This window comes from Sphingomonas sp. 179-I 2A4 NHS (genome assembly GCF_045369135.1).
Lineage (GTDB): Bacteria > Pseudomonadota > Alphaproteobacteria > Sphingomonadales > Sphingomonadaceae > Sphingomonas.
The window spans coordinates 526301-551154 of record NZ_JBIQFL010000002.1; the positions used below are offsets into that span (position 1 = coordinate 526301).

The 24854-nt window shown below is 66.8% G+C and carries 24 protein-coding genes; 6 read left to right on the top strand and 18 right to left on the bottom strand.

The features are described from left to right. Positions 1 to 17: 17 nt before the first annotated feature. A complete protein-coding gene (locus tag ACH0CP_RS05700; RefSeq protein ID WP_406888341.1) occupies positions 18 to 908 on the bottom strand; it encodes a hypothetical protein in 891 nt (296 codons plus the stop codon). A gap of 247 nt (positions 909 to 1155) precedes the next feature. On the opposite strand from ACH0CP_RS05700, the gene ACH0CP_RS05705 reads away from it, so the two are divergent. Beyond that, positions 1156 to 3192 (top strand): M3 family metallopeptidase, encoded by a 2037-nt coding sequence (locus tag ACH0CP_RS05705; RefSeq protein WP_294441882.1) that lies wholly within the window; start codon positions 1156 to 1158, stop codon positions 3190 to 3192. A gap of 42 nt (positions 3193 to 3234) precedes the next feature. On the opposite strand, the gene ACH0CP_RS05710 is transcribed toward ACH0CP_RS05705, so the two are convergent. The 5 genes from ACH0CP_RS05710 to ACH0CP_RS05730 all read right to left on the bottom strand — a co-directional run bounded on the left by ACH0CP_RS05710 (position 3235) and on the right by ACH0CP_RS05730 (position 8617). After that, complete coding sequence (locus tag ACH0CP_RS05710; RefSeq protein ID WP_294441881.1) at positions 3235 to 3348, bottom strand: DUF2474 family protein; 114 nt, start codon at positions 3346 to 3348, stop codon at positions 3235 to 3237. Then, a complete protein-coding gene (gene cydB / locus ACH0CP_RS05715) occupies positions 3348 to 4355 on the bottom strand; it encodes a cytochrome d ubiquinol oxidase subunit II (protein ID WP_294441880.1) in 1008 nt (335 codons plus the stop codon). Before cydB ends, ACH0CP_RS05710 begins: the two co-directional genes overlap by 1 nt. Before the next feature lie 3 nt (positions 4356 to 4358). Continuing rightward, positions 4359 to 5831 (bottom strand): cytochrome ubiquinol oxidase subunit I, encoded by a 1473-nt coding sequence (locus ACH0CP_RS05720; RefSeq protein ID WP_294441879.1) that lies wholly within the window; start codon positions 5829 to 5831, stop codon positions 4359 to 4361. Between the two features lie 162 nt (positions 5832 to 5993). Then, complete coding sequence (locus ACH0CP_RS05725; protein WP_294441878.1) at positions 5994 to 7088, bottom strand: glycosyltransferase family 1 protein; 1095 nt, start codon at positions 7086 to 7088, stop codon at positions 5994 to 5996. Next, positions 7085 to 8617, bottom strand: coding sequence for an oligosaccharide flippase family protein (locus ACH0CP_RS05730; RefSeq protein ID WP_294441877.1), 1533 nt, complete (start codon positions 8615 to 8617; stop codon positions 7085 to 7087). The genes ACH0CP_RS05725 and ACH0CP_RS05730 overlap by 4 nt, the downstream gene beginning before the upstream one ends. 1140 nt (positions 8618 to 9757) lie before the next feature. On the opposite strand from ACH0CP_RS05730, the gene ACH0CP_RS05735 reads away from it, so the two are divergent. From ACH0CP_RS05735 to ACH0CP_RS05745, 3 genes are all read left to right on the top strand, one after another. Continuing rightward, the gene (locus tag ACH0CP_RS05735) at positions 9758 to 9946 is read left to right on the top strand and encodes a hypothetical protein (RefSeq protein WP_294441876.1); all 189 of its coding nucleotides are present in this window, start codon (positions 9758 to 9760) and stop codon (positions 9944 to 9946) included. Between the two features lie 82 nt (positions 9947 to 10028). After that, the gene (locus ACH0CP_RS05740; protein ID WP_294441875.1) at positions 10029 to 10271 is read left to right on the top strand and encodes a hypothetical protein; all 243 of its coding nucleotides are present in this window, start codon (positions 10029 to 10031) and stop codon (positions 10269 to 10271) included. A gap of 87 nt (positions 10272 to 10358) precedes the next feature. After that, positions 10359 to 10994: a glutathione S-transferase family protein gene (locus ACH0CP_RS05745; protein WP_294441874.1), complete on the top strand. Its 636-nt coding sequence runs from the start codon at positions 10359 to 10361 to the stop codon at positions 10992 to 10994. A gap of 71 nt (positions 10995 to 11065) precedes the next feature. Here the strand turns inward: ACH0CP_RS05745 and ACH0CP_RS05750 are convergent, their stop codons facing one another. From ACH0CP_RS05750 to ACH0CP_RS05760, 3 genes are all read right to left on the bottom strand, one after another. Further along, on the bottom strand, positions 11066 to 12136 hold the full coding sequence (locus ACH0CP_RS05750; protein ID WP_294441873.1) for a 5-(carboxyamino)imidazole ribonucleotide synthase: 1071 nt from the start codon (positions 12134 to 12136) through the stop codon (positions 11066 to 11068). Further along, positions 12133 to 12609 carry a 5-(carboxyamino)imidazole ribonucleotide mutase gene (gene purE / locus ACH0CP_RS05755; RefSeq protein WP_294441872.1) on the bottom strand — a complete coding sequence of 159 codons (477 nt, stop codon included), beginning with the start codon at positions 12607 to 12609 and terminating at the stop codon, positions 12133 to 12135. The genes ACH0CP_RS05750 and purE overlap by 4 nt, the downstream gene beginning before the upstream one ends. 104 nt (positions 12610 to 12713) lie before the next feature. Then, the gene (locus tag ACH0CP_RS05760; RefSeq protein ID WP_294441871.1) at positions 12714 to 13289 is read right to left on the bottom strand and encodes an alpha/beta hydrolase; all 576 of its coding nucleotides are present in this window, start codon (positions 13287 to 13289) and stop codon (positions 12714 to 12716) included. 144 nt (positions 13290 to 13433) lie between these two features. Between ACH0CP_RS05760 and ACH0CP_RS05765 the strand changes: the two genes are divergently transcribed. Beyond that, positions 13434 to 14852, top strand: coding sequence for an amino acid permease (locus ACH0CP_RS05765; protein WP_294441870.1), 1419 nt, complete (start codon positions 13434 to 13436; stop codon positions 14850 to 14852). Here the strand turns inward: ACH0CP_RS05765 and ACH0CP_RS05770 are convergent. The 9 genes from ACH0CP_RS05770 to ACH0CP_RS05810 all read right to left on the bottom strand — a co-directional run bounded on the left by ACH0CP_RS05770 (position 14833) and on the right by ACH0CP_RS05810 (position 22875). Then, positions 14833 to 15534 carry an NRDE family protein gene (locus tag ACH0CP_RS05770; RefSeq protein WP_294441869.1) on the bottom strand — a complete coding sequence of 234 codons (702 nt, stop codon included), beginning with the start codon at positions 15532 to 15534 and terminating at the stop codon, positions 14833 to 14835. The two genes, ACH0CP_RS05765 and ACH0CP_RS05770, sit on opposite strands and share 20 nt — an antisense overlap. A gap of 25 nt (positions 15535 to 15559) precedes the next feature. Beyond that, positions 15560 to 16606: a dihydropteroate synthase gene (folP, locus tag ACH0CP_RS05775; RefSeq protein ID WP_294441868.1), complete on the bottom strand. Its 1047-nt coding sequence runs from the start codon at positions 16604 to 16606 to the stop codon at positions 15560 to 15562. Positions 16607 to 16645: 39 nt separating this feature from the next. Further along, the gene (locus ACH0CP_RS05780) at positions 16646 to 17788 is read right to left on the bottom strand and encodes a site-specific DNA-methyltransferase (protein ID WP_406875822.1); all 1143 of its coding nucleotides are present in this window, start codon (positions 17786 to 17788) and stop codon (positions 16646 to 16648) included. A 176-nt stretch (positions 17789 to 17964) separates the two neighbouring features. Then, positions 17965 to 18573 (bottom strand): ribonuclease HII, encoded by a 609-nt coding sequence (locus ACH0CP_RS05785; RefSeq protein ID WP_294441867.1) that lies wholly within the window; start codon positions 18571 to 18573, stop codon positions 17965 to 17967. After that, positions 18561 to 19784, bottom strand: a complete 1224-nt coding sequence (gene thiD, locus ACH0CP_RS05790; RefSeq protein ID WP_294441866.1) for a bifunctional hydroxymethylpyrimidine kinase/phosphomethylpyrimidine kinase — start codon at positions 19782 to 19784, stop codon at positions 18561 to 18563. The genes ACH0CP_RS05785 and thiD overlap by 13 nt, the downstream gene beginning before the upstream one ends. Before the next feature lie 244 nt (positions 19785 to 20028). Next, the gene (locus ACH0CP_RS05795) at positions 20029 to 20253 is read right to left on the bottom strand and encodes a DUF1272 domain-containing protein (protein WP_294441865.1); all 225 of its coding nucleotides are present in this window, start codon (positions 20251 to 20253) and stop codon (positions 20029 to 20031) included. Positions 20254 to 20262: 9 nt separating this feature from the next. Beyond that, positions 20263 to 20706, bottom strand: coding sequence for a thioesterase family protein (locus ACH0CP_RS05800; RefSeq protein ID WP_294441864.1), 444 nt, complete (start codon positions 20704 to 20706; stop codon positions 20263 to 20265). A 90-nt stretch (positions 20707 to 20796) separates the two neighbouring features. Next, a complete protein-coding gene (locus ACH0CP_RS05805; RefSeq protein ID WP_294441863.1) occupies positions 20797 to 21576 on the bottom strand; it encodes a sulfite exporter TauE/SafE family protein in 780 nt (259 codons plus the stop codon). Positions 21577 to 21666: 90 nt separating this feature from the next. Beyond that, positions 21667 to 22875: an LL-diaminopimelate aminotransferase gene (locus tag ACH0CP_RS05810; protein WP_294441862.1), complete on the bottom strand. Its 1209-nt coding sequence runs from the start codon at positions 22873 to 22875 to the stop codon at positions 21667 to 21669. A 161-nt stretch (positions 22876 to 23036) separates the two neighbouring features. Between ACH0CP_RS05810 and ACH0CP_RS05815 the strand changes: the two genes are divergently transcribed. Continuing rightward, positions 23037 to 24773, top strand: coding sequence for a PHA/PHB synthase family protein (locus tag ACH0CP_RS05815; protein ID WP_406888402.1), 1737 nt, complete (start codon positions 23037 to 23039; stop codon positions 24771 to 24773). Positions 24774 to 24854: the final 81 nt, after the last annotated feature.

The window sequence follows — 24854 nt, forward strand, 5'->3', positions numbered from 1 at the left end:
TGCGACCGGCGCGGGCATCACGCCAGCGCGAGCTCCTTTCGTGCCGCCGCGCCGGTCAGGTCATGGTTTGACATGCTGTCGGCGATAAAGCGGTCGAGGCTCGCCAGCAGGCGGGGGCTTAGGCCGATCGTGCGGCGGGACGGATCGACCGTGACGAGGCCTTGTTCGCTGGCCGTGCCGAGGAGCTGGCGCACGTGGGTTCGCGAGACGCCGAAGCGCGTGCCCAGCGTGGAGAGTGACAGCGGCACCTCCGTCGTCCCGCGCTCGAGACTGTCCTGCACGAGCGAGACCAGCACGAAGACGCCTGCATCACGGGCCAGGAACAGCATCATGTCCGGGTTGCGCAGGAGCACCGCGGCGGACTGCGGGAAGAAATCGGTCGCCACCCGGCGCTGTACCTGCTGGAAGCGCAAGTCACCCGACAGTGGCAATGCGAAATCGTCGGGCCCGAACATCTCGGCGAGCGGCGCATAATGCGCCATCAGCCATTGGCAATCGTGATCGATCATTCGGGCGGTCGGGACAAGTAACCGCGCCCGTCGATCGATCGGGGACACCCGACTTTCCAGGAATCCGGTCTGCACCAGCCGCGCCGTCACCTGCTCGATCCGGCGTGGGCTGGCGAGGCCGAACATCGCCAAAGCCTTCTTTAGATTGGCGACGATCGGCCAGGTCCCGCGATCTTCTTCGCGATAGGCAGCATCGAGGCAGATCGCGACCGAGAAGATGACGATCCGAACGGCTTCCATCAGCAGCTTGTTGAGGAAGGCATCCTCTCCATACAATGTCATGACGCGGTCGACATAGGTAGCGCGAGCCTGCGGAAAGCGCGGATGGCGCAGGATCGCTTCCGCAGGCCTGTATTTAACGCCAAACTGCTGATCGTAAGCCGTGTCGTCGCCGCTCATCTGCACCACATATCTAGTTTCTGCCGACCGCCATGCGGTGAGCGCGCGCGATCATCAAGAAATTACACGTAAAAACTTCCAGCGCACTGGCCGGTGATTGGCGCTACGGGGGCGTCTTCCGGGGGGAGGGTGATCGCGGATGCCGGGGGCTGCTGGGGGCAGCAACCGCCCGCGATCATTCCCGGATCATCTCGGCCGGGGGCCAAACGGCGCAACCGGTCCAAGAGAATCAGGGGGGAATGCCATCATGTCCATCGTGCGATTGCGCGCGCTTGCGTTGCTGCTCGCCGGCAGCGCCGCGCCGATCCTGGCGCAGGCACCAGCTGCCAGCGTAGCGTCCGCAAGCGCCGTCAGCGCCGACGCGGCGATTGGCCCGCTGCTCCTGGCGCCGGCAAGCCCGGCCGAGGTTAAGGCGCAGTGCGACCGCCGGCTCAGCGCGATGGCGGCATTGCGTGCGCGGCTCGAGGGCATGCCGCTGGACAGCGAGCCAATCGCGCTACTGCGCGCCTATGACGACCTGTACCTGGTCGGCATGACCGCGGGCAATACCGATGCGATGATCCTGATGAACGTCCATCCGGATGCCGCCATCCGGCAAGCGGGACAGGACTGTGTCCAGCGATCCGGCGCGGCCATGGTGGACATCAGCATGTCTCGCCCGATCTACGAGCGGCTGCAGCAAGTGGAGAAGCGGGGCGTGCCCGCAGAACTGCAGCCGATGCTGGCGCGCCAGCTCGCCAATTATCGCCGCGCCGGGGTGGACAAGGACGAGGCGACGCGCGCCGAGGTAACGAAACTCCAGAACCGGATCATCGCCGACTCCGCGACTTTCGAGAAGAATATCGCGGAGGATAATCGCACCGTGACCGCCCGGCCGGAGGAACTCGACGGCCTTCCCGCGGCTTGGCTTGCGGCGCACCCCGTCGGCGCGGATGGGATGGTGCGGATCGGGATGACCTATCCCGAGGTGTTCCCGCTGCTGAGCAACGCGCGCAGCGCCGAACTGCGTAAGCGAGTGATGACGGCCTTCCAGACCCGCGCTTATCCCGCCAACGCGGCTGTTCTGGGCCGGGTGGTCGAAAATCGCGCGAAACTGGCAACGCTGCTTGGCTATCCAAGCTTTGCCGCACTTGACCTGTCGTCGCGCATGGCGGGGAGTCCGGCGCGGGTAGAGCGCTTCATGGCGGACATCGACGCGGTCGCGCGCCCGGTCGCCGAGGCCGAGATCGCGCGAATGCTTGCGCGGCTGCAACGTGACGACCCCGGCCTCAAGCAGCTCGATGCGTCGAGCGTCAACTACGCGCGCCAGCTGGTGAAGCAGGAGGATTACGCCGTCGATCCAGCGGAGATCCGCCCCTACTTTGCTTTTGACAAGGTGCAGGCCGGCATCTTCGCGCTGACCAGCGACCTGTTCGGCGTCGACATCCGCCCTTGGAAGACGGCGACGTGGCATGCCGACGTCGAGGCGTTCGAGATGGTGCAGGACGGCAAGGTGATCGGCCGCTTCTTCCTCGACATGCATCCGCGGCCGGGCAAGTACACTCACGCGGCGCTGGGCTTTGCCCGCTTCGGCGTCGCTGATCGGCAGCTGCCCGTCGCGGTGCTGATGACCCCGTTCACCAAGGGACAGATGGAACATCAGGAGGTCGTCACTTTCCTCCACGAGTTCGGTCATCTCATTCACTGGATCTTTTCCGGTGCGCAGCGTTTCGCCGCGCAAAACGCAGTCGAGCTTGAAGGCGACGTGGTCGAGGCGCCGTCCGCCCTGCTCGAGGAATGGGTGCGGGATTACGAGACGCTTCGCCGCTTCGCCACCAATGACAAGGGCGAGCCGATCCCGGCGACGCTGGTCGCGAACATGAACGCCGGCCGGCGCTTCGGAGAGGGCGCCACCTGGACCCGCCAGCTCGGCTATTCAAATGCGGCGCTGGAGCTCTATTCGGGTGGGCAGCAGGGGGGCGACCTGTCGCGGGTCTTCACGACGGCCTACGACCGCTATGGGCCTGTGCCCAACCCGCCGGGGACGCATGAATATGCGTCGTTCGGCCACGTCATCGGCTATGGCGCGTCCTATTACACCTATGTCTGGTCAAAGGCGCTGGCGAGCGACCTGTTCGGCGAGTTCCGTCGCAACGGGCTCCGCGACCGGGCGACGGCGCTGCGTTACCGGGAGCGTGTGCTGGCGCCGGGCGGCAGTGCATCGATGAACGTCCTGGCGCGCGATTTCCTCGGCCGCGACTGGTCGGTGGATGCGTTCCGACGGGAGCTGCAGGGCACCGAATGACGGGTGATCGGCGCGTGGGCTGATGCGCCAAGGGCTTGAGCTTCAGGGCTTCAGCCACAGGCGGATCACCATGGCGACCGCGCCGACGGCGGCGACGCTGGCGGCCCAGATCAGGGCCATCCAGCCGAGCCGCCGCCAGAGCGGCGCCTCCTGCATCAATGATATCCTTCCGTCCCCACCTTGCCGCGGAATACCCAATAGGCCCAGGCGGTGTAGGCGAGGATGATCGGCACCAGTACGCCTGCCCCGATCAGCATGAAGACCTGGCTGCGCTCCGGCGCCGCGGCGTCCCAGATGGTGAGCGCTTCCGGCACCACATAGGGATACATGCTGATCCCGAGCCCGATATAGCTCATCAGGAAAAGCGCGAGCGCCAGGAAGAAGGGCCGCACCTCTCGCCGCTTCTTCAGCGAGCGGTGAAAGGCAAAGGCGACAATCGCGCTCAGCAGCGGCACCTGCGATGTCACGTAAATGGCCGGCGTGCCGAGCCACTTCTCGCGGTAATCCGCATCGAGCCCCAGCGTCGACAGGCTGACGAGGACGATCGCGACCAGCGTCGCGCCGAAGGCGAGCCCGGCGAGGCGGCAGGCATGCGCCTGGGTGCGCCCATCCGTCTTCCAGATCAGCCATGTGGCGCCGAGCAACGCATAGCCGCAGACGACGCTGATGCCGGTGACGAGACTGAACGGGCTGAGCCAGTCGAGCCACTCGCCGGCATAGGCGCGGTTCGACACCGTCACCCCCTGCAGCAATGCGCCGAGGATCACGCCCTGCGAGAAGGCCGCCACGAACGATCCGGCGGTGAAGGCGAAATCCCACCCCGCGCGATGCGCCGGATCGCGCCAGCGTGCCTCGAACGCGACGCCGCGGAAGACGAGCCCCAGCAACATCGCGATGATCGGCGGGTAAAGCGCCGTCATCACCACGCCATAGGCAAGCGGGAAGGCCGCGAAGAGGCCGCCGCCGCCAAGCACCAGCCACGTTTCGTTGCCGTCCCACACCGGAGCGATCGCGTTCATCGCCTGATCGCGTTCCTCGCCCACGGAGAAGGTCGGGAACAGGATGCCGATGCCCAGATCGAACCCGTCCATCACCACATAGGCGAAGACGGCGAAGGCGATGATGAACGCCCAGACGATCGTCAGGTCGACGTTGACGCCCATCGCTCAGGCCCCCGCCAGCTGGGTCGGACCCGGGGTGATCCCCGCCGTGCGGATCGGGCCGGATGCCTCGGTGGGCCGGGGCTCGTGAACCTCGACGCCCTTGTTCATCAGGCGCAGGATGTACCAGGTGCCGAAACCGAACACCGCGAAATAGACGATGATGAAGGCGATCAGCGATGACGCCACCGCGGGCGCCGCGAGCGGGGACACGCTTTGGGCCGTCGTGAGCAGGCCGTAGATGGTATAGGGCTGCCGCCCCACCTCGGTCGTCACCCAGCCGGCGATGACCGCGACGAAGCCGGACGGCCCCATGATCACTGCCGCCCGGTGAAGCAATGGCCAGTCGTACAGGCGGCGGCGCCACCGCGCGTATAGGCTCCACAGGCCGAGCCCGAGCATCCCGACGCCGATCGTCACCATGATGCGGAATGCCCAGAAGACGACGCCGACGGGCGGCTGCCGATCGAGCGGCACCGTATCGAGCCCCGCAAGCGGTGCATCGGGATCATGCTTCAGGATCAGCGACGAGCCCCTGGGTATCTCGACAGCATAGTCGACCCGCTGCTCGGCCGAGTTGGGAATGCCGAAGAGGATCAGGGGCGCGCCATCAGGGTAGCTTTTGAAGTGGCCTTCCATCGCCATCACCTTGGCGGGCTGGTGTTGGAGTGTGTTGAGGCCGTGCATGTCGCCGGCGATGATCTGGATCGGCGCGACGATCGTCGCCATCCACATCGCCATCGACAGCATCTTGCGCGCGGCCGCTTCCGACCGCGGCGACACGGCGATCAATTCCGAGGGATCGGTGCGCACATGCAGCGCGATCAGCCGGCCGCCGCGTTGCTTGAGCAATTGCCACGCGCCGACGCCGCCGACCACGAAGGCGGTGGTGAGATAGGCGGCGAGCGTGGTGTGAAACAGGCGATAGGGGAAGCTGGGATTGAAGATGATCGTGAACCAGTCGGGCCCGGGCACGAACTGCCCGACCGCATTCATCTCGTAGCCCACCGGGGTCTGCATCCAGCTGTTCACGCTGAGGATCCAGATCGCGGAGATCAGCGTACCCAGCGCCACCATCAGCGTGGCGAAGAAATGCAGCGTGCGGCCGACCTTCTGCATCCCGAACAGCATGACGCCGAGGAACCCTGCCTCGAGAAAGAAGGCGGTAAGCACCTCATAGGCCATCAGCGGCCCGATGACGGGGCCGGCCTTGTCCGAGAAGACCGCCCAATTGGTGCCGAACTGATAGGACATCACGATGCCGGAGACGACACCCATCGCAAAGGCGATGGCGAAGATCTTCACCCAGAAGCGGAACAGATCGAGGTACACCTCCCGCCTGGTCCGCAACCACAATCCTTCCAGCACCGCCAAGTAACTCGCGAGGCCGATGGAGAAGGCAGGGAAGATAAAGTGAAAGCTGACAGTGAAGGCAAACTGGATCCGCGCGAGCATGACGGCATCAAGCGAGTCGAACATCGACCTTTACCCCTCGCACGTTAAAGAAGCCCGTTTAGCGGACCGATCCACGATCTGGATTTATCACGGCGGCAGGGGCTGTGCTTCGGGGAAAGTACCTAGCGCTGCCGGCGAAGGTGTGCCGCGGCGCCCGGTCAATGCCGTAGCGGGGAATTGTGCCGCTCAAACTCCATGACGAGCGACAAGGATGTCGTACAGGCTGCGGCCGGCCCGCTCCCAAGTGAACGTCTCGGCGCGCGCCTTGCCAAGCGCAACATGGCGTGCGCGAAGTTCTTCGTTGCGGGCAAGTTCGGCAATCGCGTCCCGCCAAGCGGTAGCATCGGTCGGGTCGCACATCATCGCGGCACCTCCGCCGCATATCTCCGGGATGGCGCCGCGGTCACTGACGACCGCCGGAGTTCCAGCCATCATAGCCTCCAGGGGCGGCAGCCCGAATCCTTCCGTCAGAGATGGGAAGGCGAGGCAGAGTGCGTTGCGGAGAAGGTCTGCAAGGGCGCTGTCTCCGATTAGCCCGGCAAACACGACGTTCGAGGGAATGGAGTGGCCTGCCGCCGCAAAGGCTGCGCGATCATCCCCGCCGAACAAAACGAGCGTCAGATCAGCGAGAGCTGGATCAGCGAAGGCCTGAAGCAGAATGCCGATGTTCTTGTGCGGTTTCACGCTGGCTTGGGCAAGAACGTAGCCACGTGGCGGCAGCGGCGGATCGATGGCGGCCTTGGCTGTACCGCCTGAACGAACCTCGCAATGATCGATGCCATTGTAGACGACATCGATCTTGTCGCGCTTCGCAACGCCGAGGGCGGCGATCTCGTCCGCCGAAAAACGCGAAACGGTGAGGATCGTGCGGTGCAGACGCCCGATGATCGGCAGCAGTAACCGGCCTTCCCACCGCGCACGCAGGGAATAGGAGGAGGGCTGGGTGAGGACCTGCAGCCCGTGGATCATCGTGGCGCAATTGCGCTTGAACAGCGGATTGCGATTCTGAAAGCCGACGATCGGGTGCCCTTTTGTGCGCAGCGCCAGAGCAACATTCTCCCACAGATATAGACTGGGCGCGCGGATACGCTCGTAGCGGATCGCCTTGAGAGACGGGATCGGAGAGGTGGGCGTGCGGCCAAGCAACACAACGTCATCAAACGGGTTCATCTTGCCCGGTTCGGCGAAGATTCGGTCAAGCGAGCGAACCAGTTCGAAGGCCACCCGCGAGACACCCCAGAACGGGTTGTTCAAGTTATTCCCGTTGATGAACAGCGTCATGCGGTGGGCCTCACGCGGTGGAAATCGGCATTGTCGGCGCTGGGCGGCTCTGCACGGCCGACAGACGGTGGAGGCGTGGCGCGCTCGTCCCGCAGAACGTGCATGATCGGGGAGAGGCGCCCCTTCAAAAGCGCAACCGAAACAGACCAGGCGATCACAGCTGATGCGATCGACAAGGCGCCCAAGGTTGCCGCATCGCTGACGATCGAGGAGCGCGAGACAATCACTGCAGTCGCGGTGGAAACGACGCCAGGCACGGCGGAGAGCAGAAGAAGCCGGACGGCAGGGTAGCGAGCGCCTTGCGCAGCGCGATAGGCCATCAGAATGTAGATGATCGCTGCGATCATCGTGGTACCGCTTGCCACGACCGCCACGGCGACGATCCCGTGATCTGCGCTCGCCAGCAAGCCACCGAGAAGGCAGGCGGAAGCCGAGAGCTGGACGGGCAGCAGCCGACGATGCAGGCCGACCGCCGCAAGGAATGGCGTGGCCACGCCGGACAGCGTGGTCACGACCCGGCCCAGACTGAGAATCGCAACGATCGTCGCGAGGCCGGCCCATGATGGCCCGAGCAACGTAGGCAGGAGCAAATCGCAAACTGCAGCGAGACCACCCAGCGCCGGCACCGCGACGAACAGGCAAAGTGCAGCGATCTTTGGCCAAACGTCAGACGCAGGCCGACCCGCGGCGATCCGCCGCGCGAAACTTGAGATCGCCACGAGCCGTATTGGCTGGGCGCAGAGATCAGAGACGGCCGCGGTGATGCGGCTGGCCGCGCGGTACATGCCGGTGGCGGCTGGGCTGAGCAGGGCGCCGATGATGAAGTCCGCGCCATAATTGGAGAAGAGCCCGGTAAGGGACGACGCATATTGCGGCATCGTCCAGCGCGTCACTTCCGCAAGGCGAGGCGCGCTGAAGCCGGTGGACAAGGCAGGACGAGCGAGCGCGCTGAATGCGACGAACAGCAAGACCGCGCGAAGATAGACCATAGGGACGAGCGCGATGACACCATAGCTGGCGGCGAACATCGCGACTGCTACCGCGCCGCCGAACATCTCGACCAGCGCGAGGGAGGTGTAATATCCCATACTCGTCCCGCGGCGCAGCAGTTGCGCTTCCGACCAGGCGGCGAACGCACCCAACACGTTCGACGGCGCCATCAGCAGGAACAACCAGAGGACGTCACGGCTGCCGAACAGCTCCGGCCAGATAGACAAGATCGCAATCGGCACCAGGGAGCAGGCCGCCGCCGTCAGCACCTTCAGCACGAGGGTTTCGCTCGAGTAGCGATGCAGTTCCGGCGTCTGCATCACATATTGGTAGGTCGGGCCGTACAGCATCGTGCGGATGATGGTGACCATCGCCGCGGCGAGCGCGTAGACGCCGAATTGTTCGGGCGAGAGGTAGCTCGCCGCCGCCAGAGTGACGATCAACGCCACGCCCTGCCCGGATACCCGCGCAAGCATGCCCACGCCGAGCCCGAACGCCGGTGCCAACGGCGCGAGCTTGCGATGGACAGTGACGATCATCAGCACAATGGCCGCTTCATGCGGCGGCGCGGCGGGGGCCGGGGCAGGGCAGCCTCACCCAGACGGTGCTTGCGCCACCGGTATCCAACATTCGTAGCATCCACCTGCCCGCGTCGTTCAAGAATTCGAGGCATGGAACTGCAGGCTCAGGCCCTGACGATCATGCCGATGGACGTGGCTTTACGATGATCTTGGCGTAGCCGCCGCCGGATCACGTCCGTTATGGAGGAAGCGTTTGGCCGATGCTCGCGGAGCGCAGGACGTTAGGCGGTTCCGTGGTTCCAGCAAGCGCTGGAAAATCGCCGAGGTTCAACACCTCGGCGAGTAGACGGCGACGCATCAGGCTGACGCGCTAGACTTGTGCCTCAAAGCGAGGGGCCAAGGATGAAACCGCAGGGATCACCGCCGCGCAACATCTGCCAGACGACCGTCGCCAACCACACGAGGAAAGTGCGATCAGGACAAGCGGATCAAGAACGCAGTTGTACCTCTGCCATACCTCTGAGGCTAAGGCTTGGCGTAGGCCTCGCTGCTGCGTGCTGCGACACCGGCGCGCCAGATCTCCACCCTCCGGCCTTCAAGGGAAGGAGCGCTCATGAGCGATCAGGTGACCGGAAAACGCTCGGCGGGCGTTAGTGGGGAAGGCCGCCGAGCAGTAGCCCGTACAGCTACAGGCCCGGGTCGCGGCTTGTTCGTTGCTCGAGACAGGTTTGGCTGCACGTCGTGATCGGCTCAATATGGAAAAAGCTGGGTCACGTTAGTGGCGCGAATGCGGCATTCGTTTGGAAAAAGAATAAGTTAGTGCAACGCAAAGGATGCCGTCGCAGTCAGGCACCGGCTTCAAAGCACTACGGCGCCGGTAAGTGTGACCAGCGACACTGCGAAGAGCAGCCCGAGGTTCAGCCACATCAGCCGTTCGGCATTGTCTCTTTCACGCATGGCCTCAATTCCTGTGATGAGCCGCCTTTTTGCACCTTTCGCGCAGAGTCGAGCGAGCGGGGCGCGACGAAGCGGCGACAAAATGACTGCGGCGCATGCGCGGTGTCTTGGCGCTTCATAACCCAGTTGAGTGAGCGGCGGCGGAATTTCTGCTGTGAACTTTGTCAGCCTTATGAGTCGGTTGACGGGAGCGGTGCCGTGATGAGCGACCAGCATTATTATTACGATCGGGCCGAGCAGGAGCTGGAGATGGCGCAGAAAGCGTCCTGCCCGGAGGCGGTGAAGGCGCATTACACGCTGGCCGGGTTTTACCTCGATCGCGTGCACGGCGGGCCGCAGGAGCCGGCGAAAGACGGTCAATCGCGGTCGGAAATGGGTGAATACCGGTGACGATTGGCAGGTGATGCGCACCGACGGCACGAACATGCGCGCCGATGGTTGGTGATGGGTGCAACAATCACGGGAGCGCGACATGTCTGAGAAAGAGCCGATGCAGGCCGATGGCGCAGCGGGCGCCGGGAAGACCAGCGCCAGCGATGCCGAGCCGCCGAACAAGCAGGGCGAATCGCAGGGCGGCGCCTATCCCAACCCGCATACCGGCAAGAAGCCCGGCGACTTCACCGGCGGCCAATCCGTGCAGGGTTACCACGGCACGGGCCAATTGGGCGACGAGAAGGTCGGCGAGCAGCCTAACGCAGGGTCGCGGCGCGACTAACCGGCCGGCGGTGCTTGCGGAGCGCCGCTTGCTCGGCGATGACTGGCCGGGCAGCGGCCATCCGTGCCGCACGCGGGAGGGAAGGCCATGCTCGTCGTTCACCACCTTGGCCTGTCCCAATCGGAACGAATCGTCTGGCTGTGCGAGGAACTGGGCCTCGATTACGAGCTGAAGCGATACGATCGGCGTGCCGACAACCGGCTGGCGCCGGACGATTACAAGGCGCTTCACCCGATGGGCATCGCGCCGATTATAGAGGCGGACGGCGTGGTGCTGGGCGAGAGCGCCGCGATCTGCGAGTTCATCAACACGCGCTATGGCGACGGGCGGCTCGCGCCGGCTCCGGATGATCCCGACTATCCCGATCACCTGTTCTGGTTTCACTGGTCGAACGCGACCTACATGACGACCAAGATGATGGGGGCCGCGATCGCGCTTGGCGGCGGCGATCCGGCGAAGGTGGGCTTCGTCGGGCAGCGCGCCGAGCGCAGCCGCGAGCTGATGGAGTGGCGGCTGGGGCAGGTGCCGTTCTTCGGTGGCCGCAACCTGACCCTGGCGGACATCATGATGGTCTATACGCTGACGACGTCCCGCGCCTTTGGCGGTGCGGCGCCGACGGGACTCCCCAATGTGCGGGCGTATCTCCAGCGGATTGCCGAGCGGCCGGCATATCAGCGCGCGATGGCGAAGGCCGAGCCGGGGATGGCGCCGATGATCGACTGAGCGTTCGCGCTCGTCACGCAGAAGAAGCGGGACCCCGGGTCTGGGCCCGGGGGACCGCCTACGGGCAGGGATTAGCCGCGCTGGATGCGGGTGACGTGGCCCATCTTGCGGCCGGGGCGGACCTCGCGCTTGCCGTAGAGGTGCAGATGCGCGCCCGGCTCGGCGAGGATGTCGGCCCAGCGATCGGCCTGTTCGCCGATGAGATTCTCCATCACCACGCCGGTGCCGGTAAGCGCCGTATCGCCGAGCGGCAGGCCGCAAATGGCGCGTACATGGTTCTCGAACTGCGAGGTAACGGAACCTTCGATCGTCCAATGGCCGGAATTGTGCACCCGCGGCGCCATTTCGTTGAAGATCGGGCCGTTCGGCGTGGCGAAATATTCGCAGGTCAACACGCCGACATGGCCGAGCGCATCGGCGATGCGGCCGGTGAGCGCGGCAGCCTCGGTCCACAGCGAAGCGATCTGCGGCGGGGCGGGCACGGTGGAGCGGGCGAGGATCGCGTCCTCATGCTCGTTCCACGGCGGCGGATAGCTGACCATCCGCCCATCGCAATCGCGCACCAGCACGATCGAGAATTCATGGGTGAAGTCGACGAACGCCTCGAGCACGGCGGGCCCGTTGATCGCGCTCCAGGCGGCATCGGCATCGGCCGGCGAATGCAGCCGCACCTGGCCCTTGCCGTCATAGCCCATGCGCGTCGTCTTGAGCACAGCGGGCGTGCCGATTTCAGCAATGGCGGCGTCGAGCGCCTCGCGCGATTCGACCGCCGCCCACCGCGCCGGCGTGCCGCCGACATCGGCAACGAACTGCTTTTCGGCGAGGCGATCCTGCGCCACGCGCAGGCTGGCGGGAGAGGGATGGACGGGCACGCGATCAGCGAGCCATTCGACCGGCCCGGCCGAGATATTCTCGAACTCGTAGGTGACGACATCGCATTGCGCGGCGAAATCGGCGAGCACGATGCGGTTGTGGTAATCGGCGCGGGTGAGCGAGGAGGCGGTCTGCGCCGCAACGCTTTCCCGGTCCGGCGCCAGCACATGGGTGCGATAGCCGAGCTGGGCGGCGGCAGTCGCGATCATCCGGCCCAGCTGGCCGCCACCGAGGATGCCGATCGTCGAGCCGGGGGGCAGCGGCGTCATTCGGGCGACTCCGCCACGCTGTCGGTTTGCGCCTTGCGCCAGGCGACGAGCCGCTCCGCCAGCGCAGCATCGCCGGTTGCCAGGATCGACGCGGCGAAGAGGCCGGCGTTGATCGCGCCGGGCTTGCCGATGGCGAGCGTGCCGACCGGGATGCCGCCAGGCATCTGAACGATCGAGAGCAGGCTATCCATGCCCTGCAGCGCCTTGGATTCGACCGGTACGCCGAGCACCGGCAGATGCGTCATCGAGGCAGCCATGCCCGGCAGATGCGCGGCGCCGCCGGCGCCGGCGATGATCACCTTCAGGCCGCGATCCGCCGCGCCGGTGGCATAATCATACAGCCGTTGCGGGGTGCGATGCGCCGATACGACGCGGGTTTCGTAAGCGACGTCGAGGGCGGCCAGCGTCTCCGCTGCATGCCGCATGGTTTCCCAATCGGACGTCGAGCCCATGATAATGCCGACCAGCGCCATTTCCGGCGGTTAGCGAGGGGCGCTGGGCAGGGCAACAGGAAGGTGCGGTCTCGATCGTTTCGCGTGCGTCCATTTCCCGCAGAAGAGAGCGGACGCCAGCGATGTCAGTCCCGCGCGGCCGGGTTAAGCGCGAGCACGCGCTGGACGTCGCGCTCGATCACCCGCGCGGTGACTCGTTCGATCAGGCGCTGCGCGCTGCGCCACGGGCGAAGATCCCCCTCGCGCTGACGATGGCCGTCGATCAGCCGGCTGCCCCAGCTGTCGATCGCGCCTTCGGGCAGCGTGGCGCGCTCCCCGGCCAGGACCAGCGAGGGGAAGGGCAGGGCCACGGCGGGCGAGGCGAAAGCCTCGCGATCGCGCGCGCCTTCCGCCGGGGGATCGAACATCAGCGCGCCGGCCACGCGCGAGACATAGCTGCGCGGGGTGAGGCGTGCCCACCAGGAAGCGGCGTGACAGCCGATCCCTTCCGCCACCAGCACCACGGCGCGATCGGCCCGCATCACCGCCGCATCGAGCTGCGCGGCCCAGATCGACCGGCGGCCTTCATGATCGAGCGCGACATGATCGTCGCCGAAGCTGGGCCAGCGCAGCCGCGCGTTCCAGGCGGGCGCTTCCACCCCGGGAGCAGCGATGGTGATGATCGAGAATCGACTCGGCATCGGCAGGACGGCGGTGGACATGGCGATCTTCCCCGGTTCTTGCGTAACGACTGTTATGCCACGCAGCGGGCATCGGCCGCAATCGGGAAGCGGCCTTATGCTACAGCAGTGTTGCCTGATCCGCGATCACACGGCACGGTCCGCCGCCGTCAAAGGGGGAAATGAATGTTCGGTCCGCGTAAGTCGTTGGAGTCTGTCACACAGCATCAAGCGGGACAGACACTCGCCAAGACCTTGTCCTGGCCGCACCTGATCGCGCTGGGGGTAGGCGCGATCGTGGGTACCGGCATCTACACGCTGATCGGCGTCGGCGCGGAGCGCGCCGGGCCGGCGGTGATCCTGGCCTTCGTGATCGCCGGCGCCGTCTGCGCCTGCGCCGCGCTTGCCTATGCCGAACTGGCGACGATGATCCCGGCGGCGGGAAGCGCCTATACGTTCAGCTATGCCGCGCTTGGCGAGGCGCTGGCGTGGATCGTCGGCTGGAGCCTGATCCTGGAATATTCGCTGGCCTGCGCGACCGTGGCGGTCGGCTGGTCGGGCTATCTCGTCGGGTGGATCCAGTCTGCCGGCGTTGTCTTGCCCGCCGCCTTGCTGAGCGGACCGCACGCTGGCGGGATCGTGAACCTGCCCGCGGTGCTGGTGGCACTGAGCGTCATGGGCCTGCTGATCGCCGGTACGCGGGAAAGCGCCACGCTCAACATCGTGCTGGTGGTGATCAAGCTGACCGCGCTGGCGGTGTTCATCGCCTTCGCGCTGCCGGCGTTCAACGCCGACAACCTCTCGCCGTTCATGCCCTATGGCTTCGGTTCGGTGGAAACCGGCGGCGAGAAGCGCGGCGTGATGGCGGCGGCGGCGATCGTGTTCTTCGCCTTCTATGGCTTTGACGCGGTGGCGACGTCCGCCGAGGAAGCGAAGAACCCGGGGCGCGACCTGACGATCGGCATCGTCGGATCGATGCTGGTCTGCACGCTGATCTACATGCTGGTGGCGGTGGCGGCGATCGGCGCGCTGCCGTTCCTCAGCCTCGCCAATTCGCCCGAGCCGCTGGCGCTGGTGCTGCGTGCGCTGGACAAGCCAATGGCGGCTTATCTGATCGCGCTGGCCGCGGTCATCGCGCTGCCGTCAGTGATCCTTGTGATGATGTACGGCCAGAGCCGCGTGTTCTTCACCATGGCGCGTGACGGCCTGCTGCCGCGTCGGCTGGCGAGCGTCAGCCCGCGGACCGGCGCGCCGACGCTGATCACGCTGGTGACGGGTGCGTCGATCGCGATCGTCGCCGGCCTGTTCCGGCTCGATGAAATCGCCGAGCTGGCCAACGCCGGCACGCTGCTGGCGTTCATCGCGGTTGGCGCGTGCCTGATGGTGCTGCGCAAGCGGGCGCCGGATGCGCCGCGCCTGTTCCGCTGTCCGCAGCCTTATCTGGTAGGCACGCTGGCGATCGTCGGCTGCCTCTATCTGCTGTTCAGCCTGCCCTCGTCGACGATGGTTCGCTTCGTGATCTGGAACCTCGTCGGCCTGTCGATCTACTTCCTTTATGGCCGCCGCCACAGCCTGGAAGGGAAGGCTACGGCCAGCGGAAGCTGAGGCTGGTTTCCCCCTCCGGCACGCCGGAGGGGCCGAAGCGGCGCTCGATGATGATGCCGGCGCCGGCGGCATCCACGGCCACGACCGTGCTGCAGCGGGTGCCATAGACGCTGTCACGGATGAACACGGGGCGCTCGCCGGGGACGGCGGGCGCCTCGTCCGCGAGGAGAGCGAGCAGCGCCTCCACGGGGCGGGCGTGGTCCAGCCATTCGCCGAGCGCGGCGGTGAGCGTGCGGGTGCGCGGCGAGGGCGGATCGAGCGGGCCGTTCGAGATGCCGTGCAGCCCGGGCTCGAGCGCGCGGTGCAGCGGGGCCGGCTGGTTGGTGCGGAACTGGGCGCCATGCCGGTCGCTGGTGATCAGGCTGAACCCGCCGAATGCGGCGAGGCTGTCGTCGGCGGGCAGGCTGCCGTCGCCCAGGTAATCGGCCACCAATGCGCCGCGGGTGGGCGCATTGGGCCCACGCGGATGGCCGGCGACGTTGGTCAGCACGGCGAAGCGGCCTTCCTCGGACACCCCGATCCAGCCGCCGCCGGACATGAGATCGCGCCCGGCGAGGATGTGCGGCGCGTCATCCCATCGCGCCAGCGGGGCGGCGGGGCGGGCGTGGAACTCATCGCGGTTGCCCACCACCACCAGCGGCCAGCGCGGATCGGCGGCGAGCGCAAGGGCGACGACGCACATCAGCCGCGCACCGGGCGAAGGGCGGTCATCCCACGAACGCCCGGTCGCGCAGCCCGCGCCACACGCGCAGCGCCTGCACCGTTTCCCTGACGTCATGGACGCGCAAGAGCTGGACGCCGGCTTCCGCCCCCTTCAGCGCCAGCGCGACCGAGCCGCCGAGCCGCTCGCCGACCGGCGCCTCGTTCGACAGCGCGCCGATCAGGCGCTTGCGACTGGCGCCGAGCATGATCGGGCAGCCGAGGCCGTGGAAGATGGCGAGGTCGTTGATCAGCGCGAGATTGTCCTGCAGCGACTTGCCGAACCCGATGCCCGGATCGACGATGATGTGCGACCGATCGACCCCGGCCGCGACCACCGCCTCGACGCGTGCCTCGAGCCAGTCGAACACCTCGGTGACGACGTTGCGATAGCCGGTGCCGCCGTGCGGACCCTTGGCGGGATCGGGCGAGTGCATCAGGATCACCGGGCAGCCGGCGCGCACGACTACCTGGACCGCACGCTCGTCCCACAGCAATGCGGACACGTCGTTCACGATCTGCGCGCCGGCGGCGAGCGCCCGATCCATGACCAGCGCCTTGCGCGTGTCGATCGAGACGAGCGCGCCGGCGGCGATCAGCCGCTCGATGACAGGGGTGACGCGCTTCGCCTCATCCTCTTCCCACACGAGCGCAGCCCCGGGGCGGGTCGATTCGCCGCCGACGTCGATCATCGCGGCGCCGTTTTCGGCCATGATCATGCCGGCGGTGGCGGCGGCGGCGGGATCGTCGCGCGTGGCGCCGCCGTCGGAGAAGCTGTCCGGCGTCATGTTGAGGATGCCGGCGACGAGCGGCTGGTCGAAGCGCAAGGTACGCTCGCCGAGCGCGAGGGCGGGGCGCGGGGCGGTGATGCGGGCGTGGAGCAGCGCGGCGCGCTCGCCGAGCGCGGCTACCTCGGCGACCGGCACGACGCGCCTGGCGCCGTGCTCGATCACCTCATAGGCGGCGAACCACTGCATGCCGCCGGCGAGGCGCGCGACGGCCCCGTCGGGATAGGCGAAGGGGGCGTCGACGAACTGGATCGGGCGCAGGTGCATATCGGCCCCTTGGCGCAGCGCGGCCCGCGCCGCACGCAATTAGATCTGCGTCGCCAGCAAGTATGTCTGGCGGAGCGCGTCGATCGGCTTCAGCGCGCCGTCCGCCTCGTAATGCCAGAACGTCCAGCCGTTGCACGCCGGCGCGCCCTGCAGCGTCGCGCCGAGCTTGTGGATCGAGCCTGCCGCGCCGCAATCGCTGGCGAGGCTGCCGTCGGCGCGGACGGTGGCGCGGAAGCGGCGCTTCGCATCGGTCACCACGCTGCCGGCGGGGAGATAATCATTCTCCACCAGCACGCCGAACGCGACCTTGGGCTGCTGGCGCGGGCTCTGCATCGTGGTGAGCGCCGATTCGTCGAGCGGCAGCGCGGCCGTGATCCGCTGGCGAGCGGCGTCGATGTAATCCGTCTCGCGCTCGATCCCGATCCAGTGGCGGCCGAGGCGCTTGGCCACCGCGCCGGTGGTGCCGGTGCCGAAGAACGGATCGAGCACCACGTCGCCCGGCTTCGTGCAGGCGAGGAGGATGCGGTACAGCAGCGCTTCGGGCTTCTGCGTCGGGTGCACCTTGTGGCCGGCGGCGTCCTTCAGCCGTTCCTGACCGCCGCAGATCGGGAATTCCCAGTCCGAGCGCATCTGGATTTCGTCGTTCAGCGTCTTCATCGAGCGGTAGTTGAAGGTGTATTTCGCCTTCTCGCCCTTCGACGCCCAGATGAGCGTTTCGTGCGCGTTGGTGAACCGCGTGCCGCGGAAATTGGGCATCGGGTTGTTCTTGCGCCAGACGATGTCGTTGAGGATCCAATAGCCCAGATCCTGCACCGCCACGCCGACGCGGAAGATGTTGTGATAGCTGCCGATCACCCAGATCGTGCCGTCGTCCTTGAGGATGCGGTGCGCCTCGGCCAGCCAGGCGCGGGTGAACGCATCATAGGCGGCGAAGGTATCGAACTTGTCCCATTCGTCCGTCACGGCATCGACGTGGCTGCCGTCGGGGCGGAACAGCTCGCCTCCCAGCTGCAGATTGTAGGGCGGATCGGCGAAGATCATGTCGACCGACTTCGCCGGCAGCGCGCGCATGTGCGCGATGCAATCCCCCATGAGGATCTCGTCCAGCGGCAGCGGCGCGACCGGAGCCGCTGCCGGCTCGGCCTTTGCACTGCGTACCCGCGTTTTAACCATGACCCCCATTGATTCCCCCTTTTCGCACGCGATGGTCGCCGCGGCGTGGACTCGGCGTCAAGCGAGCATTGGTTAACGCGATTTGCTGCCATCGCGTTAACGACGCGGAACATTTGGTGGACCGCCCCAGATGTAGAGTCCGGCGCCGTCGGTTGACTCAAACTATGGGGTGTGGCGCGAAAGACTCACAGTGGCAGAACAGTTTGCGCGACCGGTGCGAAACTGCGCCGATGCAGCGGCGAGGGCCCGTGTTCGGCCAAAGCGCGGCGATGGGCGGGGCATCCATAGCCCTTGTTCGAGGCCCAATCGTAATGCGGATATGATTCGTGATGGGCGAGCATGATCGTGTCGCGGGTGTGCTTGGCGACGATCGAGGCGGCGGCGATCGAGCGGCTGAGCGCATCCCCGCCGACGATCGGCGTCGCGGCATAGCCCCAGCGCGGCAGGCGATTGCCGTCGACCAGCACATGGCCCGGCGCGCAGCCGAGCGTGGCGGCGACCTGATCCACCGCGAGCGTCATCGCCTTCATCGTCGCCCAGTAGATGTTGAGCGAATCGATCTCGTCCGCCTCGACGATCCCGATGCCGACCACGGCGCAATCCTTCAGCCGGCCGCACAGCCGCGCGCGTTCGGTGGCGGGGAGCTTCTTCGAATCGTCGATCCCGCGCGGCACGCCCTTGTCGGGGAGAATTACCGCCGCGGCGACGACCGGGCCGGCGAGCGGACCGCGGCCGGCCTCGTCGACGCCGACGACGGGGGCGAGATACAGGCGTTCGTGCTTCAATCCGGGCATGATGCCAGCCGCCATGGCGGGAAGCGGCGGTTCTCGCCAGCGGTGTAGAGACAAAGCGCGTTGCCGGCGGGATCGGTGAGGCGCGCCTCGCGCCAGCCCCATGACTGGTCGACCGGATCCGCAACCGTGATGCCGGCGTTGCGCGCCGCAGCGACGGCGGCGTCGAGATCGGCGACCTCGAGGAAGACGAGCGGCTTGCCGTCGATCTCCCCCGTCGCCTCGATCGAGAGCGTGGTGCCGCCGGCGCTCTCGAAGCGGGCGTAGCGCCCGGCGCTGTCGACGATCGGGGTGAGCCCGAGCGCCGCGTAGAAGGCGAGGCTGGCGGCGTGGTCGGTCGCGGGGAGCGTCACCTGGTTGGGCGTGGCGCCGCCGAGATCACAATCGAGGCGGACCTTGTGGTGGCCCATCGGGCCGTGGCCGGTGCCGACGCCCGGCGCTTCATGAAGCGCGATCCGGACGAAGGTGCGGGCGCGGGCGATCGCGTGCGGCAGCGGGAGACCGCGGGCGAGCCCCTCGGCGATGGCGCTTGCCAGCGTGCAGCCGGTGCCATGGGTGTGGCGTGTTTCGATGCGCCTGCCCGTCCAGACCATGTCGAAACCATCCGGCAGGATCAGATTGTCAGCCACCAGATCCTGCGGTTCGCCGGCCGGCAGCAGCACCTGACCGGTAACATCCGGCGCGAGGTGGCCACCTTTCGCCAGCACCGCCGCGCCGCTCGTCGCGGCAAGTTCCCGACCCGCGACCAGCGCATCACCTTCCGACGAGACCGCCAGGCCAGTGAGCGCCGCCAGTTCGGGTGCGTTCGGCGTAATCACCGTCGCAAGCCGCATCAGGCGGTCGAACGCGGCGATCGTGGCTTCGTCGGCCAGCACCGAGCCCGAGGTGGCGATCATCACCGGATCGAAGACGATCGGCACGCCGGCCAGCTGCTCGAGCACATCGGCCACGGCATGGGCGGTTTCCGCCGAGCCGATCATGCCGATCTTCACCGCATCGACGCCAATGTCATCGATACAGGCGCGCATCTGCTGTGCGACCATCGCGGCCGGGATCGGGTGGACGCCCTGAACGCCAAGCGTGTTCTGCGCGGTGATCGCGGTGATCGCCGTCATCGCATGGCTGCCCAGCATGGTGACGGTGCGGATGTCCGCCTGGATGCCGGCGCCGCCGCCGGAATCGGAGCCCGCGACGATGAGAATCCGCGCCGTCATCGACGATTGCAAAAAACGAATGTTGAGGAAGTTGAGGCGATGGCGCGTTTTTTTCCAACGCCCTCAACATTCGCGGATGTCTGCGGATGCGATGCGCGCAGCCGGGCGGCAGGAAGAAGGGCGGTGGCCATCTGGGCGATTAGATCACGATCGGGGGACGTAGGACAGGGGGGCGGGCGCAAGCCTTCGGTCCGAAGGTGGCCCCGATCCCTCCTTAGACCATGTTCGGGGCGAACGGCGACGCTCAGCCCTTGAAGTGGCGCTGGGTGGAGGCGGGGTGCTTCTTCAGCGCGGCGCCGACGCGGGCTGGGCGATCGACCAGTTCGCCGCCGCAGTTCGGGCAGCGTTCGTCGAGATCGTCGGCGCATTCCGCGCAGAAGGTGCATTCGAACGAGCAGATGAAGGCACCGCCCTCATCGGGCGGAAGATCAGTGCCGCAGCGTTCGCAATCGGGGCGCATTTCGAGCATGGGGCGAGCTTACGCCACGCGATCGGGCTGCGCCACCATCAGCGCGTCGAGGAACTGGCGCACCTCGCCCTCGATCGGCACCGGGCGGCCGGTGGGCAGATGGACGTTGACGCTGACGAGCTCGATCACGTTGCAGAGCTCACCATGCTGGTTGGCGAGTTCGAAGCGCTTGGTGATGCTGGACGTGCCGATGCGATCGATCCGCACCGAGGCATCGACCGTATCGCCGTACATCAGCGGCTTCAGATAATCGACGTTGGCGCGGCGGACGTGGAATTCCATTTCGCGCCATGTGTCCCCCAGCGCGTCGGCGATCCCGGTCCAGTCCCAGTATTCGGTGACCGCGACATCGGCATATTCGAGGTAGCGCGAGTTGAAGACGACGCGCTGGCCGTCGATTTCCGCGTAGCGCACCTTGAAGGCGGTGGAGAAGGCGAAGCCGGGGCGGGGCATTTGATGGTCCTGCGTATCGATTGAATGATGTGGGCGCGCGCTATCGCGCCTGGCGCCCGGCGGGACAAGCTTGCTGCCGCGTGAGCGACGTCAGAAGATCAGTTTCAGGCCGACGATCGCGAGGGTGGTGGCGAGGATGGGGGTGAGCACCCGATCGGTGACGCGCGAGGCGATGATGCTGCCGAGGATGATGCCGGGGATGGAGCCGGCGAGCAGCGAGACGAGCAGCATGGGATCGACCGAGCCGAGCCACCAATGGCCCATGCCGGCGATGAGGGTGAGCGGCACGGCATGGGCGATGTCCGACCCGACCAGCCGGTTCACTGGCGCCTTGGGATAAAGGATCAGCAGCGCCGTCATGCCGAGTGCGCCGGCGCCGACCGAGGTGAGCGAGACGAGCACGCCGAGGATCGCGCCGAGCAGGATGGTGAGACCAACGAGGCGCCGCCCGCTCATGCCGCGGAAGGCGGGCGCGACGCGCGCGACGATGCGGGCGCGGAAGAAGGTGGCAAGCGCAGTCAGGACCAGGGCGATGCCGAGCACGACGGTGATGGCCGCGCCGGTATCGGAATCATGCGTGCCGGCGCGGCTCAGCACCAGCAGCGTCACCGCGGCGGCAGGGAGGCTGCCGATGGCGAGCCGGCGGACGATCGCCCAGTCCACCGTGCCGCGAAGGCCATGCACCGCGCCGCCGACCGTCTTGGTCGCCGAGGCGTAGAGAAGATCGGTGCCGACCGCGGTCGCCGGGTGGAAACCGAACGCCAGCACCAGTAGCGGCGTCATCAAGGAGCCGCCGCCGACGCCCGTCAGCCCGACCAGCAGGCCGACGAGGACGCCGGCCAGCGAATAGAGCGGATTATACGCGTCCATCCGCCCGCCGCCTGATGGCTACGATCGGGCGAAGGAGCGTCGAACCCGGACCAGGGCCGGGCGGACGGGATTGCGCCGCGTCGGGGTGGCTCAAACGGCGTTCCGTGCCGGGGTGTTGACGCCCATGCTGGCGAGGTAGCGCTTCACGTTGCGCGCCGCCTGGCGCAGCCGCTGCTCGTTCTCGACCATCGCGATGCGCACGAAGCCCTCGCCATTCTCGCCGTAGCCGACGCCGGGCGCGACCGCGACCTTGGCATGGGTGAGCAGTTGCTTCGAAAATTCGAGGCTGCCGAGATGCGCGAGCGCGGGCGGCAGCGGCGCCCAGGCGAACATCGAGGCGCGCGGGGAGGGAATGTCCCACCCGGCGCGGGCGAAGCTTTCCACCATCACGTCACGGCGCTTGTGATAGAGCTTGCGGTTCTGCTCGACGATATCCTGCGGGCCGTTAAGCGCGGCGCAGGCAGCGGCCTGGATCGGCGTGAAGGCGCCGTAATCGAGATACGACTTCACCCGTGTCATGGCAGCGATCAGCGTCTTGTTGCCGACCGCGAAGCCGATGCGCCAGCCGGCCATCGAATAGGTCTTCGACAAGGAGGTGAACTCGATGGCGACGTCCTTCGCGCCCTTCACCTGCATGATCGAGGGCGTCGGGTTGCCGTCGTAATAGAGCTCGGAATAAGCGAGGTCGGAGATGATCCACACCTGGTTCTCGCGCGCCCAGGCGACGAGCCGCTCGTAGAAGGCGAGATCCACCGCCTCCGCCGTCGGGTTCGACGGGTAATTGACGACGAGGATGCTGGGGCGCGGCACGGTGAAGTTCATCGCGCGTTCGAGGCTGTCGAAATAATGCTCGTCCGGCGTCGTCGGCACGGCGCGGATCGTGGCGCCGGCGATGATGAAACCGAAGGTGTGGATCGGGTAGCTGGGGTTGGGCGCGAGCACCACGTCGCCCGGCGCGGTGATCGCGGTGGCGAGGCTGGCGAGCCCTTCCTTGGAGCCCATGGTGACGACCACCTCGGTTTCGGGATCGACATCGACGCCGAAGCGGCGGCCGTAATAATTGGCCTGGGCACGGCGCAGGCCCGGAATGCCCTTCGACGCGGAATAGCCGTGCGCATCGGGCTTCTTCGCCACTTCGACCAGCTTGTCGATGACATGCGCCGGCGGCGGCAGATCGGGATTGCCCATGCCCAGATCGATGATGTCCTCGCCGCCCGCGCGCGCCGCGGCCCGCATCGCGTTGACTTCGGCGATGACGTAGGGCGGCAGGCGCTTCATGCGGTAGAATTCTTCGGACATGGGAATCCCTCTTGCTGGGACATGCGGCATAGACCTTGCCGTGCCGGAGCGAAAGCAGGGAGGCTATCGCTCGCCCATAGCCACGCTATGCTGTGCGGCGAGAGGGATCGATGACCGACGAGCCAGCGACGCCGAGTTCAGAGAAGCCAGAGCGTCGTGACATGCCCGGATGGGCGGAGACGCTGGGCGCGGGCGCCGGCGGGGGCGCGATGCCGAGCCTCGCGGACCTCCAGCACTGGACTTGGGTGATGGGCCGTGCGCAGCAGATGATGCTGGAGCAGGGGCTGGCGATGGCGAAGGCGGCGCCCGCCACGCCCGCGGCCAATCCCTTCGCGCAGCAGGTGCAGGATTTCTGGGCCGACAGCCTGTCGCTGTGGCAGCGCTTCCTCGATCCGGCCGCGCCCCGGCCCGAGGAGCCGGCGGCGCAGGCGGCGGACAAGCGCTTCCGAGGCGAGGCGTGGCGCGCGAACCCGGTGTTCGACTGGATCCGGCAATCCTATTTCATGATCGCAGACCATATGCTGCGCGGGATCGACGCGATCGAGGATGTGGACGAGGCGCGCCGGGCGCAGCTGCGCTTCGCGGCGCGCGGCTTCATCGACGCGATGAGCCCGAGCAACTTCGCGCTGACCAACCCCGAGGTGATCGCCAAGACGATCGAGACCAGGGGCGAGAACCTGCTGAAGGGCATGCAGCACATGCTGGCGGACCTGGCGCGCGGGCAGCTGACCCACACGCCGGGCGACGCATTCGAGGTGGGCCGCAACCTGGCGACCACGCCGGGCAAGGTGATCCACCGCACGCCGCTGTACGAGCTGATCCAGTACACGCCGACCACGCCGGACGTGCTGGCGACCCCGCTCGTCATCTTTCCGCCGTGGATCAACCGTTTCTACATCCTGGACCTGACGCCCGAGAAGAGCTTCATCCGCTGGTGCCTGGACCAGGGGATCAGCGTGTTCATGGTCTCGTGGAAATCGGCCGATGCGTCGCTGGCCCACGTCACATGGGACGATTATGTCGGCGCGCAGGTGGAGGCGGTGGACGTGATCCGCGAGCTGCTCGACGTGCCGTCCGTCCACGCCATCGGCTATTGCGTGGCGGGGACGACGCTGGCCGCGACGCTGGCGCTGCTCGCCGCAAGGGGCGAGGCGGACAAGGTGAAGAGCGCGACCTTCTTCACCGCACAGGTCGATTTCGCACGCGCCGGGGACCTCAGGAACTTCATCGACGACGATCAGATGAAGCTGGTCGAGACGCTGGCGCCCGAGGGGTTCCTCGACGGGCGCTACATGGCGGCGACGTTCAACCTGCTGCGCGGGCGCGACCTCATCTGGAACTACGTCACCAACAATTACCTGCTCGGCAACGATTACGCGCCGTTCGACCTGCTGCACTGGAATGGCGACACGACCAACCTGCCGGTGAAATGGCACATGGCGTATCTGCGCGACCTGTATCGCGACAATCTGCTCGTCTCGCCCGGTGCGATCGCCGTGCAGGGCGTGCCGCTGGACCTGACGCGGGTGGAGACGCCGTCGTTCGTGCAGGCGGGGCGCGAGGATCATATCGCGCCGGCGGAAAGCGTGTTCGAGATCACCCGGCATTTCCGCGGGCCGGTCACCTTCCTCCTCGCCGGATCGGGCCATATCGCCGGCGTCGTGAACCCGCCGGCGGCGCAGAAATATCAGTACTGGACCAATGGCGCGCCGGTGCAGTCGCTGGACGAGTTCGTCGCGGGCGCAACCGAGACCAAGGGCAGCTGGTGGCCGCACTGGCTAAAATGGCTGCGCGGCCATGGCGGAGAAACGGTGCCGGCGACGGGCGCGCGGGTGCCGGGGGGCGGCCGGCTGGCTGCGATCGAGGACGCGCCGGGAAGTTACGTGCGCGCTCGGTGAGCGGCGAAGTAACGCGCGATACTTTGCTGCGCCGCACAAATAACATTGAAACATTGCCCGAAAAGGCTTATTGTGCGTTGC